This is a genomic window from Saprospiraceae bacterium, assembly GCA_016717265.1.
In the GTDB taxonomy this organism is placed as follows: Bacteria; Bacteroidota; Bacteroidia; order Chitinophagales; family Saprospiraceae; genus Vicinibacter.
In genome coordinates this window covers 283,635-299,778 of sequence record JADKFX010000001.1, presented here as the reverse complement: position 1 = coordinate 299,778, position 16,144 = coordinate 283,635, and the positions used below count along the sequence as shown (strand labels likewise).

Below are 16,144 nucleotides of genomic sequence, written 5' to 3'. Positions count from 1 at the left end.
GCTTTTGCTTTCATTCTCGCTCTGCTTCCCACGAAGTTTTAGGAAGATATGAGATTAAGATTAACACAAACCAGAACACCTACTCCCTAAACTAAAAAAGCCACAAAAATGTGGCATTAAAATTTTGAAGAGCATCAAATTCCGCTTTTGCTTTCATTCTCGCTCTGCTTCCCACGAAGTTTTAGGAAGATATGAGATTAAGATTAACACAAACCAGAACACCTACTCCCTAAACTAAAAAAGCCACAAAAAATGTGGCTTTAAAATTTTGAAGAGCACCAAATTACGCTCTCGCTCTCATTCTCGCTCTGCTTCTGTGGTACCTCCAGGGATCGAACCAGGGACACCAGGATTTTCAGTCCTGTGCTCTACCAACTGAGCTAAGGTACCATCCAAAAATCAAATAGAAGTTTAATCCTATTTGATTTTGATGATTTTGGGCTGCAAATATAATTGAATTTAGAAAATGGAAACTAAATCGACCCGGATAGTTTGTATTTTTTTTAAATAAGATCCTAAATTTTAACCGATTTCTAAAAATCAATCTTTAAATTTGCGTAATATTTTGGAATTCAATAATTTATATATTTTAAAGTACTAAGATGCCTTCAAGAATTGCACAGACCTTATGCACCACTTTATTCTTACTTACCTTGTTTTTTATTGATAAATCTACCGAGGATAGTCTTTGGGTCCTCATTCCAACAGGTATTCTTGCATTGGCTAGCTTTGTTTTTGGAAGTTTAATCAATCAAAAATGGTATCAACGAAACCCTCCAAAACTCAGTGATTATGAATTGAATTGGGTAAAACGGTTTGTTCCGTTTTATAAAAATTTGCCAAAAATAGCGCAAGATCATTTTTGTAATCAACTCGCAATACAACTCACGGAAAAACAATTTACGTCTATGTCTGAAAAAGAAATGCCGGAGGAATTAAAAATTATGGCTCTTGCTCCAGCAATTCGATTAAACCTTTCATTTAAAGATCCTGCTGTTAAACACTATGGTCGAATTGTATTTTATCACCATGCATTTCCAAGTCCTGAACAACAATATCTTCATTTGTCAGAAACACAAGATGAAGATGGGGTAATTATTTTAGCGAGTGATGCGTTAGAAGCAGCGTATGTAAAACCGGATGCGTTTTTTAATATTGCTTTATATGAATGGGCTTGTATTTTTATAAAGATTCATAAAATGCCTGCAACTTTCAAATTAGATGCTGATTTAATTTGGTCAATAATTTGTAAAATTTTAGTCACGGAAGAAAAAAAATTGCAGAACTATATGGGCCAAATGAATCTAAATATAGTAGCAATTTTAGTGTATTGTTACATTATGTATCCTGAAAAATTACAAAAAGAATCAGCAGATATTTTTAATTTTTACAAAACGATTATTGATTAAAATCCATAAATTATTTTTTAGAATGCATATGTTTTGCGAATTCTTTTTGATACCTTACCAATTCGTTTTCGAATGCCAAACTTAAATTCGATTCCGATCCAGGATCTATTTGCAATTTGCAATGCATAAATTGTCAATACAATGAATTGCTTGGATTAGTTTAAATGGCTGAAGCAGTACATTGAAAACTTATATTTATTGCAACTGAAGTCAACTATTATTTGTTATTCTAAAAATTAAGTATGTGTAAAGTTTTAAAATTTTCAATTTTCCTTATATCTTTTGTACAGCTACTATTCGCTCAATCCTCGTTGCATAAGAATTTTGATGTACTGCTTAAAAAAAATGTGCGTGCCAATGGAGATGTTGATTATAAAGGTTTTATAGAGGATAGTACCCGGTTAAATGAATATCTTGGGATGCTTTCTTCAAATGCTCCTAAGACTCATTGGAATGAAAATGAAATAAAGGCATATTGGATGAATGCTTATAATGCCTTTACAATTCAATTGGTAATCCGAAACTACCCGATAAAAAGTATAAAAGAAATTGGTGGTAAAATTCCATTTATCAATAGTACCTGGGATATAAAATTTATTTCCATTGGAAATGAAATATTGGATCTGAATAATATTGAGCATGGTAAACTTCGGAAAAAGTATGAAGATCCTAGAATTCACATGGCTTTAGTATGTGCTTCTGTTTCTTGTCCGGCTTTGCGAAATGAAGCCTATGATCCCAAAAAATTGGATACGCAACTGGATGATCAAAGTAAACGTTTTTTGGCGGATCCAATTAGAAATAATGTGAATTCAAAAATAGCTCAACTATCTATGATATTTAAATGGTATAAATCCGATTTTAATGTGTTAGGTGGAGTGCGTGAATTTGTAAAAAAATATGGTCCGTCAGAAATTTCAGAAAAAACCAAAATATCCTATATGGATTATAACTGGGCATTAAATTCAATTAAATGATTTGCTGTTTAAACTATTCTACTTATTTTTGGTCTGACTTAGTATTGCAAACTTTAAAAATATTAGATATGAAAAATGTAATTCAAATTGCGAACATTATGATTTTGTTTGTTGGAAGTTTTGTTATCAGTAACTGTGCGACTCCATCAAATCCAACCTTAATTCAGGGACGTTGGGAGGTGTTAGGCACCAGAACAGTAAAATATGGCCTTGACCGAGATGAAATTTTAGTCACCAGGCAAGAAGGTTTTTTTACCGGATTAAAGATTAAAGTACTTCGTTCTGCTTTAGATATGCATAAAATGGTTGTTCATTTTGGAGATGGCACTACACAAGATATTGAACTTAGAAATAACTTTAAAGCCGGACAAGAAAGCCGGGTTATAGATCTTGCTGGAAACAGAAGAGTCATTACTAAAGTTGTATTCTGGTATGATACCAAAAATTATAAAAACACTAAAGCAGTTGTGGAGCTTTGGGGAAGACATTGATATATTGAATCGCAACACAGGGAATTTTGCTTTCATTCAACACCTTAAATTTGAAATAAAAGTGTTGGATTAATTTGTATTCTATCCATTGTATCAAATTTCAAATAGGCTAAATAACAGAGCACAAGTGAATATCAATTTTAGCGGGTATCTCTAATAATAAAAGTGTTCATTCTGACCCTGGTAAAATCCTGAGTCTTTGAAAATTGAATCATTCATTCCTTATGAAATGAAAAGAGGCCAAAAAGTATTTATATACTTCTTGGCCTCTTTTTTAATTTGTAAAGCAATTGATTAACTGCTTATTTTAGTTGGTATGGTAAGCAGGATTATGCGTTAATGGATTATTACATTTTGCACAATTGGATTGCGTTCCTGCGCCACCTGGACAACCTTTACTACACGTGAAATGCCAAACTCCTTTTGCATTTTGTGGCGCTTCAGGCGTTGCTGTAGCAGGAGGCGTAACATTAGCAGGTGGAGTTCCTTGTGGAGCTGAAAGATCAGTAGGTGTTGCACCAGCATTTGGATTTTGAGCCGGAGCTTGCTCTGTTGATGGTGTGGTTTCAGCCTTTTTTTCATCTTTGCAAGAATTTAATCCTACAAATATGGAGAGTACTGCAAATAATAATAATGAAGATTTCATATGAATTTTTTTAGTTTTTATAGCCGCAATATTACGAATTTATTTTGAATTCTTAATTTTTAACAGAGATATTAAAGCTTCATTAATAATTTCCCAGAGATGCTAAAATGCTCTTTTTCTTATCTTTTAATTGACCTAACAGGATTGGGATGCTCATAACTTGTGTCAACAAAATCATGAACATAGTATTTAGGTCAATATCTAATCAGGCAGAACTTCTCAATAGAATAATTATAATTTTCATTTTGTTATTATAGCGTTGGGATATGGATTGGTAATGATATTGTTCAGTTTGCCAGAAGTACATTATCTTTCAGGATAAATGCTGGAAAATTCTTGTCATGCTGAAAGGTGATTTCAAGTTTTCTTTATACATATGTTTGGCTCTCCTTTGGACCCAATATGGTGGAGCCCAGTCATTGTATACTATTCAGGATTCTATCCTTATTTATTCTTTGTTGGATGCGGCTGATGAAAAAGACTTTGAAGGAAAAATTGAGGATGCTTTTCTTCAAGTTAAAAAAGCATTATTTATAAGTCAGGAGAAGCAGATGCGCCGTGGAGAAGGATACGCTAATCTTAAAATCGCAGATCTCTTACTTAAGAAATCACAATACGAGAATATTAAGTTTCATTTAAATGAAGGCTTGCGAATCGGATTTGAAATTAAGGATAGCCTGATGATGGGTTTAGCATATCATCAAAAGTCACAATATTTAAGAACTATTAATGAATATGATAACGCTATCTTAGCATTAAGACAAGCACTATCCTATTATTTAGCTAGAACCGATTCTTTTTATATTGCGATAACAAGGAATGATCTGGGATTTTTATTGGATAAAAAAGGGGAATATCTTTTGTCTATTAATAATTATTTGGATGCTTTGAGAATTTTTGAAGCACTTGGAAATGAAAAGGAAGTATCCAATTGTTTAGGAAATGTAGGAATTTCTTATTTTCGTTTAAATAACAAACCAGAGGCAGCTAATTTTTTTAAGCAATCCTTAGCGATTCGTGAAAAAATTGGAGATATAAAAGGAATTTCTACTACTCTTGGAAATTTAGTGACACTTTATAGTTCTATTTCTTTGGATTCTGCATTGATTTATCAGCAAAAAGCTTTGGAATATGCAGAACGGAGTGGTATTAAAAGTAATAAAGCACAAGCTTATTCAAATACAGCAACATTGTTGAATAAGCAAAATAAATTTTCAGAAGCTTTTCAGTTACAAGAAAAAGCAGCAAGCATTTATCTGGAAACAGGGGATTTAAATAAAGTTGCTAGTCAATATATTCAGTGCGCAAATCTAAAAGATAATTTGTCAGATTCTATAGCTGCAGAAGGGTTTTTTGAAAAAGTATATTCAATCGCATGGGATCAAAAAAACAAACCTTTACTTCAGGCTTATTATTTTAATAAAGCCAATTTTTATAGACGACATCAAAATTACTCGAAAGCAATTGAGAATCTGGATTTAAATACAACTTATAAGGACAGTTTAATTGATGAAAAAACCAAAACGAATATTGAAGACCTTAAACTCAAATACGAAACAGAAAAGAAAAATCTTCAATTAGCAAAATTAAGTGCTGAGCAAAAACAGTCGGAATTGGAAATCGATAAACAAGATAAATTAATCCAAATTAAGGAATTATTGAATCTGAAGAATAGACAACACATTTCATTATTGGAAAAAGATCAGGATATTCAAGAGGCCAAGCTACAGGAAATGGAATCTGAAAAGAGTATGCAGGAATTATTGAACCAGACAAATACGCAACAATTATCGATTTCTAATCAGAGTATAAAAATCCTGGAACAAGAAAAATGGATAAAGGAAAAGCAAATACAAAAACAGAAAGCCTATACTCAAATGTTTCTTTTAGCTTTATTAGTAGCAGCTTTCATAGGCTTTTTATTGTTTAATCGGTTTCAATTAAAAAAGAAAATTGCAGAACAAACTATTCTTTTTAATATTCGGAATAATATTGCTAAAGACCTCCATGATGAAATTGGAAGTACCTTGACAAGTATTCATATATTAAGTCATGTTTCAAAGCAATCTTTTGATCAGGCACCGGAGCAAGCAAAAGAAATGTTGGGTGAAATTGCGACTCAGAGTAAAACCATTCAGCAAAACATGAGTGATATTGTCTGGGCAATCCGACCTGATAACGAAAAAATAGAAGCTCTCACAGCAAGGATGCGTGAATTTGCTGGTAAGACGCTTGAACCAAAAAATATTAATGTTGTGTTTAATGTGGACGAAGAAATATTAAGCAAAGTCCTACCAATACAAGCAAGAAAAGAAGTATTATTGATCTTCAAAGAAGTTATCAATAATATTATCAAGCATGCAGAAGCTGACCAGGTGAAAATTCAATGGGTTCATTCTGAGTCTAATTATCAATTGCAAATAACTGATAATGGAGTTTGGAAGGGATCTTTAGGAAGCACTGGAACAGGTATGCGTAGTATGCAAGAAAGAGCTCTTGCCATTGGTGGACAACTTGAAGTTTTACCTGGGCAAAATGGGACACAGGTAAATTTGATTTTACCGATCGCATGATTATGTGATTCTCTATTTGTTTTTCATTCTTGTACCTTTGTAAAAATTTTAATATGCCCATTCGAATTATAATATACGAAGATAATGATCACTTAAGAAGCAGTCTTTGTTCGCTTTTCATGTGGAATCAGGACTTTGAGGTATTATCCGCAAAAGCTAATCCATCAGAAGTATTAAATGATATTCAGGAATTTAATCCAGATGTTATACTAATGGATATTGATATGCCAATTATGAATGGAATTGAAGCATTAGGGATTATTCGGGGGAAGCAGATTGAAATCCCTGTTATTATGTTAACTATATTCGATGATAATGATAATATTTATAATGCGATTTGTGCAGGTGCGAATGGATACCTTTTAAAGAATGACTTTGAAAATGTAATTTCAGCAATTCGGGAAGTATTGAAAGGAGGTGCACCAATGACTGGAAGTGTTGCCAGAAAAATATTAAATTCATTTTCAAAATCTAGTCCTTCTAAAGGGAATGTACCGGAAACATTAACAGAGCGGGAAATTGAAATCCTGGACTTATTGGTTAAGGGATATAGCTATAAAATGATGGCGGATAAATTGCAATTAAGTATTGATACGATTAGAACCCATATCAAAAAAATATATAAAAAACTTCAAGTGAATAGTGCTACAGAAGCCATCTATGCTTTTAGTAAATTTCGGTAACTGATTTTCTTCTTTTCCATTTTTATTATTGAGTCTAAACTTGCGGCCTCCAGAATCAAGGATTGGCATCGCTAATACGAAATTATTTATCTATAAAAATTGGAATTTCTCAAATTTTTTAAATACTCCACATTCTTAAGAATTTAAACATGATTATGTGATGCTTGAGCAGGATTTTTAACACGATCATGTGATGGCAATTTTTTGGTTCTGGTTCCAGACCCCAATACCTTTGTTTTATTATTTTATTCATTTTAAAAATTTATAAATTATGAAAAACAAAGTATTTAATTTTATTTTATTCTGCAGTTTTTTCTGCATTTCTAATTCATTAACGAGTCAAGTTATCATCTATAGTGAACCGGATTACAGAGGAACATCACAGCGCGTAGGTATTAGCAGAGAAATCAGTCTTCCTTTCAATGTTAAATCCATTAAAATTCCAATAGGAGTTTTAGTATTGATGGCCAATGAAGGTGGCTGTACAGGCATCTGTAAATTTTGGAGAAATGAAGCAGGAGCAGGCGCAAACCTTGGAGTTAGAGGATGTACCATAATCTCCAGAACAATAAATGCTGCTGATTCAAGGCTCCGGGTAATTCTCAAAACAGGAAGTGATGACCTTCGGGGTGGCAGTAAAGCGAGTATGCATGTCAATGTCATGAATTCTGGAACTAGAATCCATCGGATTGTAGCAGGCAATGGAGGACTAACAGGAAATTCAAACCGAACCATGGAATTTCCAATTGCAGGTGTAAGATTAGATCAAATTCTGGACATGAGACTCACTTATGAAAGTGGTGGAGCAAGCATATTTGATAGTACTGATAATTGGAATGTAGATGAACTCAACATTTATTATATCAGTAGTGCTTATCCAGATGGAGTTCTATTATTCAGAGGATCAGGTGCTCCGTTAGTTCGATTTACTGGAAGTAATAAGCGATATACCATGCCTGTTTATGGTGCTACTTGCAGATAATATTATTAAAAAGTATAAAAAAATATAATTCAATCATATCCATTAAAACTAAAATTATGAAATCAAAAATTAATGTAATCAGCATTTTATTTATTGTAACAATAGCAATGAGTGCAAGTTATTCGCAATCAAAGCATACAGCTAAAATAACAAGTGTTCCTATTAAAACGCAGAATTTACTCCTGAATAGTAAAATGTCAAATTTTAAACCGGAGATCCATGGCTTAAAATTTGTAAACGATATTCATTGGGAGTTGCCTTTAATTGTTGCAAATGGGCCTGTCCTTGCTGGAGCATGTGGCGGCATGTCTTACACTATGTTGGATTATTATTTTGCAGGTAAAACAATTCCACAACAAATGTTTCGTCCATATAATGGATCAACCTTGGGAAATTTTATAGAAGATCGACAAAAACAATCTATTTTATCAAATGTGGATAAATGGGCAGAACTTATTGTAAATCCGTTTGGAACGCGGACAACAGAGTTTTTTAATTGGGGCATCCAGGGTTTTAATGGAGGCCGTTTACAAGAACTTAAAGAAATTATCGATTCCGGAAGACCAGCAGTGCTAGGTTTATTTAAAGCAGGAAGTGGAGGTACAGAAGCACATCACCAAGTGATTGCTATCGGGTATCAGTTAGGTCGTTATAAGGGGGATCTTGGAAACTATAAAGAAGATTTGAAAATATTCATATGTGATCCAAATTTTCCAAATAGAACCATGACATTAGTACCAGACCCTTCAAAGAATAGTTACCATTACAAAGAAGATTTAAGCTGTTCATGGATGACCTATTTTGTAGATAAAAATTATAGACCTGTTAGGCCACCACAAATACAATCTGAAGTGATGAGTAAAAATGGTAATGTCGGAGAATTATTATTGGAATTTTATACAGGTGCAGATGATTTAAGAGGTGGAAATGACAATTTAAATGCCACCGTATATTACAAAAACGGAAAATCACAAAAATTCGAAAACCTGAATAAAAGAGTACGTTGGATTGATAATTATTATCAGATTGTACCAATTCGTTTAGAACCTGGAGTAAAGTTAGATCAAATTAAAAGTGTTGTTTTACAAACTACATTTGGAGGCGGCATTGGTGGCGATAACTGGAATATGGATTCTTTTCGTATCATTGCAAAGGAAGGCTCAAATTACAAAGATATTTTTGGAGCTTTTGGTAAACCACTTGTAAGATTTGATGGGAATAACAAGCCATTTGAAGCAAAAATTATTCTTTAAGTATTTAAAAGGCTTAATTAATTTTCATCGCTTTAATTCTGAAAAGTTTAATATAAAGTTAATGATTATGAAAAATTGCTCCCTTGTTTTATTTAGTTTCTTTTTTGTTAGTCTTCTTCAAGCACAGCATAATCCAAAAGTAAAATCTGCAAATAGGCAAATTATCACAAATAGCAATTCAGTATATTTAAATACGGTGGATATTGCTGTAAATTCTATTGACTTTAAAGCTATTAAAAAAGCAACTGGCAGTAATTTTCGGATTATAGGAACCGTAAAGAATATCGGGGGCAAAGATTTCATTTCCAATACGAATCAACAAAGTATTCAACTTTGGGAAATTCATTCTGATACTGAAAAGAAATTGGTCAAGCAAATTCCATTCAAAAATCTGAAATGCAATGAAAAGATAAAGATTGTGTTTGAACGACCAGCATTTAAGATTGGTAAAGAGTTTGTACCAGATTATCAAGTAATTATTGTATTTGATCCAGATATTGTCAATGACAATAATACGAATAATGATGATGCCATTTTGTCAAACAATTCTTTGATAGTGAATCCGGGTACTAAATAGTAGTATGCTTTTTGAGCTGGTTTGCTAATTTAATCCAACTGGGCACAGACACTGTAGAAAATTAGAATAATAATTTTTAATTTAAATAAATCCAATAAAATTTCACATCATGAAATCTTTAATACGATCTCATTGTAAAATGTTAATCCTAATTTTATGTGCATTGGTTCAGAAGTCAAATGCGCAAGAGTCTGCTGCAAAGAAAACAGCAGGACAAAAAGCTGTCAAGACTACTGAAAAAATTAGCCAGAAAAGTATGGAAATCCAACAAGAAAGTGCATTGATGAATCAAAATATGCAAACGGCAGGTGTACAAGTAAAATCAACGGTGCAAAATGTAAAATCAATTATTAAAATTTTTGAACCGATTCTGAGATTGCGATTAAAAAAGTCATCAAATTCTATGGATGCTCCGAATCCAAATTCAGAAGTTACAGAGACTTTACAAGAGCCCACTGAAAGTTTAGAAGCAACGGATGCAGAAGACATCGTGCAGGAATCTCCTGAAGAAGCTATATTGGTTCCTGAATCTTCAGATTACAATGTTGATGGTACAGCCAATCTTGGAAATCAAAATCACAAGCAATATGGTTGTTATATTGACATAATGCAAGGTCAAGTCATGGATGATATAGATGCAGCGGGTAATACTTCCAATGTAGATTTAATTTTCACAGCTACAGATTATTTTGGATCTGCTCCCATGTATGCATTGTTAACTCCATCTTATGTGAAACAAGATAATTTCTCAAATTATTATTTTAGAGGAAGCAATTTTAAAGACGTAAACATTCCTGTAAAGCAATGGGATGAAGTAAATGAAAGTGAAATTGCCTTGACCAGTTTAACTGCAGAGAAATTTGAAAAAATTCAAAATAATAATCAATTGATGGCGGTGATCAAACAAATTTCCGGATTCAAAGATAAATTTGAGAGCCGGACAAAAATAAATGGAAAGGTTTTCGCAATTAAAACAGAAATGGGAAATCGGCAGGCATATGGGCTATTATTGATAACAGATCAATTTGGAACTACAGGCACAAATGGATATTTAAAAATTAAACTCAAGGTAACTGGTTTTGATGCGAATGGAGACGGTAATCCAGATGCTAATCTTTATAAATAAACAAGGTAATTTACTTTTAAGAAGGGAGTTGAAACTGGACTTTCAAATAGAATAATTTAAATTGAATACAATTTGGAAGTGTAATAAGTATGGATTCTGAATTTATGGATTTGTTAGAATTTGTATTTGCTATTTCAAATGAATGCTTAAAATTTAATTTTTAATGTGATAGTATTAAATGAATTTATTACCTTTGAATTAATATTTTTGTTTTTCCCAGGTTTTGGGACACCTATCGTCACACGTTTTACAGTTACACTTTAAGCATTCTTTGCGCCTTTAAGCGCTTTATTCACTTTTATTCAAATCTATACCCTGTTATGGACAAGTTCTCTATTGCAATTACTAAGAATTGCTTAACGATTTTATGTTTGTTTGTCTTCCTTACAATGACATCTGCACAAACGAAGCTTCTAAAGAAAGCTGGAAAATCAAATTCGAAAATTTATGCATGTAATTTTCCACCGATTATTACTTGTCCACCTGATTTTAATGCTTGCCCGGGAGTCTCTACAGCTCCTGCGAATACAGGGTTTGCAAATGGAATACCTGGAGGACCTTCCTGTAGTCAACCTTTAATCAGTTTTCTGGATAATATTATTTCTCAAGGACCTTGTATCAATAGTATTGAGATCAATAGAGTTTGGACTGCTACAGACCCTCAAGATCCTAAACTCAACACTTCCTGTTTACAAAAAATTATTCTAAAAGACACAGATGCACCAACGATTCATGATTGTCCGAAAGACACTACGGTGATAGCAAATAGCAATTGTAATGCTACTGTTTTTTGGAATTCACCAAACGTATCTGATAATTGTGGTAAATTATTTTTATCCGTAAGTCATGTTTCTGGTGATATATTTCCAATTGGAACTACAAAGGTTACCTATAGTGCGGAAGACCCATGCGGGAATATGAGTAGTTGTAGTTTTAGTATTCATGTTTTAGGATCCTGCTGTGATTTGCCTCCAGTTTTAAGATGTCCACCAGATTATTTAGGCTGTCCAAATGATGGAACAGATCCTTCAAAAACGGGAGTTGCAATTGTGACACCAGGTTCTCCACTTTGTAATGTGCCAGTTTATAGATATCGCGATTCTATTTTGAGTTCAGGTCCTTGTCCGGGTTCGATAAGTCTTATCCGTATTTGGACAGCCTTGGATCCAATTGATACAATAAAAAAATCTTCATGTACCCAATTTATAGAATTAAAAGATGACCAGGCACCGGTTTTTACCTGTTGTCCAATTGATATTACTGTAAGTCCTGGAATTAATTGCCAAACAAAAGTAAATTGGATTACTCCACAAGTAACGGATAAATGCACTGGTGTGGTGATCACTTCAAATATTCAGCCAGGCACAATTTTTAATGTTGGCACCACTACTATCAATTATCTTGCGACTGATGTATGTGGGAATACGGCACAATGGACATTCAATATAACGGTTTCAGAATGTTGTAATGTAAATCCAACAATGACCTGTCCGTTAGATTTTATTGCTTGTCCGGGAAGTTCTACGGATCCAACAATTACCGGTGTTCCTAAGGTGGATCCCGGGAATCCAGGATGTTCTACACCCATCGTAACATATAAAGATATTATTATTAGTACTGGGCCTTGCATGGGCGCAACACGATTGATTCGTCATTGGTCAGCTATTGATCCAAATGACCCTAATTTAAAAGTACAGTGTTTGCAAGATATTCAATTAAAAGATACCATTGCACCCCATTTTATTTCAGGTCCTACTGATGTAAATGTTGTTGTTGATACAATTACCTGTAGTGCAATTGCAAATTGGAATTTACCAGATGCAAAAGATAATTGTGCAGTTATTTCTTTAGTTTCCACATTTACACCTGGGAGTAGATTTCCTTTAGGTACTACGCTTGTAAATTATATTGCTACTGATGTTTGTGGGAATTCTAAAGCGTATTCATTTAAAGTGAATGTTATCGGTAACTGTTGTAACAAGCCTCCAAAAATTATTTGTCCGCCTGATTATTTTGCTTGTCCTCAAATAAATTGTAATCCGGTGATTTCTGGCGTTGCTACTGCGATACCCTATTCAAGTTCTTGTGGAACTCCAGTAATTACGTATGTAGATGTTTTAATAAAAAATTATTCTTGTATAAATGCCAGATTGTTTAAGCGAATTTGGAGAGCAACGGATCCAAATGATCCAAAATTATTTTCGGAGTGTACACAGATTATTGATTTGAAAGATTCAATCCCGCCTGTTTTTAATTATTGTCCACAAGATATTACAGTGGATGCAAAAGGAGATTGTGAAGCAAAAGCATGGTGGAATCCAGCAACTGCAACAGATAATTGTGGTGTAAAGCAAGTGACGTCTAATTACAAACCTGGTAATACTTTTCCAGCAGGAACTACGGTGGTAGTTTATACTGCATTAGATTATTGTGGAAATTTAACCAACCATAGTTTCAAAGTAACGGTTTTAGGAACTGGCCTAAAGATTCAGTGTCCTAATAATATAACCGTGGATAAAGATCCTAATTGGAATGGTGCAGTCGTAAATTGGAATCATCCTACCGTTACGACTTGTAAACCATGTAATGATACTATTTCCGGATTTATATACATGGGTACCTATTTAGGGAATCGATATTTTTGTTCCTTAAGTCCTGCGACCTGGCCATCGGCTAAAGTGATTTGTGAAAATGTTGGCGGACAATTATGTGTTATGAATTCACTTGCAGAAAATCAATGGGTTGCCAATAAACTAATGGGACAAACAGCCTTTATTGGATTGCACGATAGCAATATTGAAGGTGTTTTTCAATGGCTTGATGGTTCGCCATTAAGTTTTACGAACTGGTATACCGGACAGCCGAATAATGCAAATGGAGAACAAGATTATGTTGAATTGGTACCAGATGGAACTTGGAATGATCAATACAATACCAGTACCCGTGAATTTATTTGTAAAATTCCATGTTATACCATAACACAAATTGAAGGGCCGCCTTGTGGAGCATTATTTCCATGTGGAACAACAAAAGTGACCTATGTTGCTAAACAAGGAAAAGCAACAGATACTTGTAGCTTTTATGTAACGGTAAATTGTAATGGAAGTACATATTGTCCATCTAAGGGTTTAGATTGTAGTAATCTTTGGATCCAATGTGTCAAATTAGCAAATGTGGATAATTGTTCAGGTCCAAATGGAGGTTATAAATATTTTAGTAATCCATGTATAGAGGTCATCACAGGGAACACCTATAATTTATGTTTAACACCAGGCTTTGCTGGCGGAAGCTATCAAGTTTATTGGAAGGTATGGATAGATTTTAATGGAGATTCTGATTTTGAAGATGCAGGTGAATTATTTGCATATGGAACCGGGACAACAAAAATTTGCGGCGATGTGACAATCCCTGGATGCACTCCAAAATCTACCAGAATGCGGGTTGCTATGTCCTATGGATCTTATCCGGCGAATCCTTGTTGTACATTCCTGTATGGAGAAGTTGAAGATTATTGTATAAATATCGTCAATAATGTGACGCATGGTGGAAATCAATCATTAAAAAGTACAAATGATATTTATAAGTTATTATGTGCAGAAAATTGTTTGAATTCAATTTTGGATGTATCCGAGAGCACAATTCCTGAAGATCAAATTGAAAAATTGATATTTAAAGAAAATGAATTGATATTATTTCCAAACCCGGTATCAGATATTCTTAGTATAGGATTAAAAAATGGAATCATACAATCTGTAAAAGTTTTTGATCTTGATGGAAAGCAAGTTTATTTTTCAGATAATACAGTTTTTGAATCAATTCATAAAATGGATACCGGCGATTGGTCTCAAGGTTTATATTTTATTCAAGTAAAGAGTGCAGATGGATCAATGAAGAATGGAAAATTTGAAGTTATTCGGTAATTCGGAATTGCGTTTATATGAATAGGATGTTTATAAATTTTAATCAGTTTATTAAATTTTAAATTGAATTAGTATTTGTTTTAGTATTGAGTAAAATCCTAAATTTGGAATATTAAAGCCAGGTTTAGGATTTTTTTTATTTAGAAATATTTTGATTGAACAATCAATGAATTTTTAAGAAGCATGCTTCTGTTTTTTTTGACTATATTTTAGTATATTAATATTCATTTCATTCCATTTTTTTTAGTGTTAATTATGAATTCTATAAGCATTCCGTTTTAATGAATAATTGAAGTAAAGAAATCTATTTATTATAAGCGGTTTTTAGTGATTAATTTATTTTGAACTAGAGATTACTTTGTCCATTTTGGTAATTAGATGAAATCTGAATAGAGCTTTGGTAGGTACCTAATTTCAACAAACACTTAAAAGAAACAATGGATGAATTTTTTTGATTTTGTTGAACAAGGTAATTATTCTTATATTGCATGATTAATTAAACTAAACTAAAACCAATTATGAAAAGAATGAAAACTCAATTTGCATCCATTTGTGGGATGATCGCTTTCCTGGTAGTATCTTGTACGGCTCCTGTTGAAGCTCCAAAACCAATGGATTTGGAAAAATTAAAAGGAGACATCCAGAAAATGGAAGATGCTTTTGCTGCTGCAGAAAAGGCAAAAGATGCGGATGCTGTCGTAGCATATTATAGTGAGGATGCTATAAGCTATAGTCGGAATTCAGAACCAGCATCAGGTAGAGCAGCCATTAAGGAAAAAATTTTAAAAGGCTTTGCAAAGGATACTACAGGAGAGTATAATGTGTATAAAGTTGTAGATCTGTTTGCTGAAGGGGATATGGCGGTAGAAATTGGTTCCTGGACAGTAATAGATACAGCTGGTGCAGAAATAAAGAAAGGACATTATATGTCTTATTTTCAAAAACGGGATGGTAAGTATGTTTGTGTACGGGATATGAATGTTAGTTCGAAAGAAGAAAAAGAAACCAAATAAGTAGATACGATTTAAAATTACAATTAAAATATTTGAATGGAGTTATCGCAAGATGGCTCCATTTGTATTTTATATTGATGCCATTGCCGTATTTCATTAAAATTAAATGATAGATTAATATTGAATGATCTTAAATTGGGTATAAAGGATTTTATTTATTTTTAAATACGAGTAGAAACAATATTTTTTGTCTTAAATTTTAAATACACTACTGTTTATTTTTGAAAGAATCAAATTGAATACATAAACTTCAGGTATTCTAAAAACAGTGAATTGCGGTAATGCAGTATCTTATTGTGTCTTTTTATTAGGTTGATTTAAAAAGCATATCATAAATCAACTATTAAAATATTGAATTTACCAATGTTTTTTATTCAGGAGTTATAGCATTAATAAATTGATATTCAATACTTTGCGAAAAAGCTTGAAAGTTTGATTACAAAATAAAGCATCCTATTTAATAATTATTTGATTTTCAATCTAAGTGCAAAATA

General features: G+C 32.8%; 12 protein-coding genes and 1 tRNA gene. 11 read left to right on the top strand and 2 right to left on the bottom strand.

Features of this window, described 5'->3' with window-relative positions:
- Window positions 1–317: 317 nt before the first annotated feature.
- A tRNA-Phe gene (locus IPO86_01425) sits at window positions 318–390 on the bottom strand.
- Between the two features lie 212 nt (window positions 391–602).
- On the opposite strand from IPO86_01425, the gene IPO86_01420 reads away from it, so the two are divergent.
- From IPO86_01420 to IPO86_01410, 3 genes are all read left to right on the top strand, one after another.
- Window positions 603–1,409 carry a zinc-dependent peptidase gene (locus IPO86_01420; protein MBK9726755.1) on the top strand — a complete coding sequence of 269 codons (807 nt, stop codon included), beginning with the start codon at window positions 603–605 and terminating at the stop codon, window positions 1,407–1,409.
- A 311-nt stretch (window positions 1,410–1,720) separates the two neighbouring features.
- Window positions 1,721–2,386 carry a DUF547 domain-containing protein gene (locus tag IPO86_01415; GenBank protein ID MBK9726754.1) on the top strand — a complete coding sequence of 222 codons (666 nt, stop codon included), beginning with the start codon at window positions 1,721–1,723 and terminating at the stop codon, window positions 2,384–2,386.
- A gap of 68 nt (window positions 2,387–2,454) precedes the next feature.
- The gene (locus IPO86_01410) at window positions 2,455–2,877 is read left to right on the top strand and encodes a hypothetical protein (GenBank protein MBK9726753.1); all 423 of its coding nucleotides are present in this window, start codon (window positions 2,455–2,457) and stop codon (window positions 2,875–2,877) included.
- 307 nt (window positions 2,878–3,184) lie between these two features.
- Here IPO86_01410 and IPO86_01405 read toward each other — a convergent pair whose 3' ends face one another.
- On the bottom strand, window positions 3,185–3,523 hold the full coding sequence (locus tag IPO86_01405; GenBank protein ID MBK9726752.1) for a hypothetical protein: 339 nt from the start codon (window positions 3,521–3,523) through the stop codon (window positions 3,185–3,187).
- Window positions 3,524–3,864: 341 nt separating this feature from the next.
- On the opposite strand from IPO86_01405, the gene IPO86_01400 reads away from it, so the two are divergent.
- The 8 genes from IPO86_01400 (at window position 3,865) to IPO86_01365 (ending at window position 15,650) form a co-directional block, all read left to right on the top strand.
- A complete protein-coding gene (locus tag IPO86_01400; GenBank protein MBK9726751.1) occupies window positions 3,865–6,096 on the top strand; it encodes a tetratricopeptide repeat protein in 2,232 nt (743 codons plus the stop codon).
- Window positions 6,097–6,149: 53 nt separating this feature from the next.
- Window positions 6,150–6,779, top strand: coding sequence for a response regulator transcription factor (locus IPO86_01395; GenBank protein ID MBK9726750.1), 630 nt, complete (start codon window positions 6,150–6,152; stop codon window positions 6,777–6,779).
- A 271-nt stretch (window positions 6,780–7,050) separates the two neighbouring features.
- Complete coding sequence (locus IPO86_01390; protein ID MBK9726749.1) at window positions 7,051–7,761, top strand: hypothetical protein; 711 nt, start codon at window positions 7,051–7,053, stop codon at window positions 7,759–7,761.
- Window positions 7,762–7,817: 56 nt separating this feature from the next.
- Window positions 7,818–9,014 carry a hypothetical protein gene (locus tag IPO86_01385; GenBank protein ID MBK9726748.1) on the top strand — a complete coding sequence of 399 codons (1,197 nt, stop codon included), beginning with the start codon at window positions 7,818–7,820 and terminating at the stop codon, window positions 9,012–9,014.
- 67 nt (window positions 9,015–9,081) lie between these two features.
- Window positions 9,082–9,591 (top strand): hypothetical protein, encoded by a 510-nt coding sequence (locus IPO86_01380; protein ID MBK9726747.1) that lies wholly within the window; start codon window positions 9,082–9,084, stop codon window positions 9,589–9,591.
- Between the two features lie 109 nt (window positions 9,592–9,700).
- On the top strand, window positions 9,701–10,717 hold the full coding sequence (locus IPO86_01375; protein ID MBK9726746.1) for a hypothetical protein: 1,017 nt from the start codon (window positions 9,701–9,703) through the stop codon (window positions 10,715–10,717).
- A 320-nt stretch (window positions 10,718–11,037) separates the two neighbouring features.
- Complete coding sequence (locus IPO86_01370; GenBank protein MBK9726745.1) at window positions 11,038–14,637, top strand: HYR domain-containing protein; 3,600 nt, start codon at window positions 11,038–11,040, stop codon at window positions 14,635–14,637.
- Window positions 14,638–15,164: 527 nt separating this feature from the next.
- Complete coding sequence (locus tag IPO86_01365) at window positions 15,165–15,650, top strand: nuclear transport factor 2 family protein (GenBank protein MBK9726744.1); 486 nt, start codon at window positions 15,165–15,167, stop codon at window positions 15,648–15,650.
- The last annotated feature ends 494 nt before the right edge of the window (window positions 15,651–16,144 follow it).

Coding starts and splice junctions, on each gene's coding strand:
- IPO86_01390 (MBK9726749.1), top strand. CDS start 7,051: ATGAAAAACAAAGTATTTAATTTTATTTTATTCTGCAGTTTTTTCTGC.
- IPO86_01420 (MBK9726755.1), top strand. CDS start 603: ATGCCTTCAAGAATTGCACAGACCTTATGCACCACTTTATTCTTACTT.
- IPO86_01375 (MBK9726746.1), top strand. CDS start 9,701: ATGAAATCTTTAATACGATCTCATTGTAAAATGTTAATCCTAATTTTA.
- IPO86_01380 (MBK9726747.1), top strand. CDS start 9,082: ATGAAAAATTGCTCCCTTGTTTTATTTAGTTTCTTTTTTGTTAGTCTT.
- IPO86_01410 (MBK9726753.1), top strand. CDS start 2,455: ATGAAAAATGTAATTCAAATTGCGAACATTATGATTTTGTTTGTTGGA.
- IPO86_01385 (MBK9726748.1), top strand. CDS start 7,818: ATGAAATCAAAAATTAATGTAATCAGCATTTTATTTATTGTAACAATA.
- IPO86_01405 (MBK9726752.1), bottom strand. CDS start 3,523: ATGAAATCTTCATTATTATTATTTGCAGTACTCTCCATATTTGTAGGA.
- IPO86_01395 (MBK9726750.1), top strand. CDS start 6,150: ATGCCCATTCGAATTATAATATACGAAGATAATGATCACTTAAGAAGC.
- IPO86_01370 (MBK9726745.1), top strand. CDS start 11,038: ATGGACAAGTTCTCTATTGCAATTACTAAGAATTGCTTAACGATTTTA.
- IPO86_01365 (MBK9726744.1), top strand. CDS start 15,165: ATGAAAACTCAATTTGCATCCATTTGTGGGATGATCGCTTTCCTGGTA.
- IPO86_01400 (MBK9726751.1), top strand. CDS start 3,865: ATGCTGAAAGGTGATTTCAAGTTTTCTTTATACATATGTTTGGCTCTC.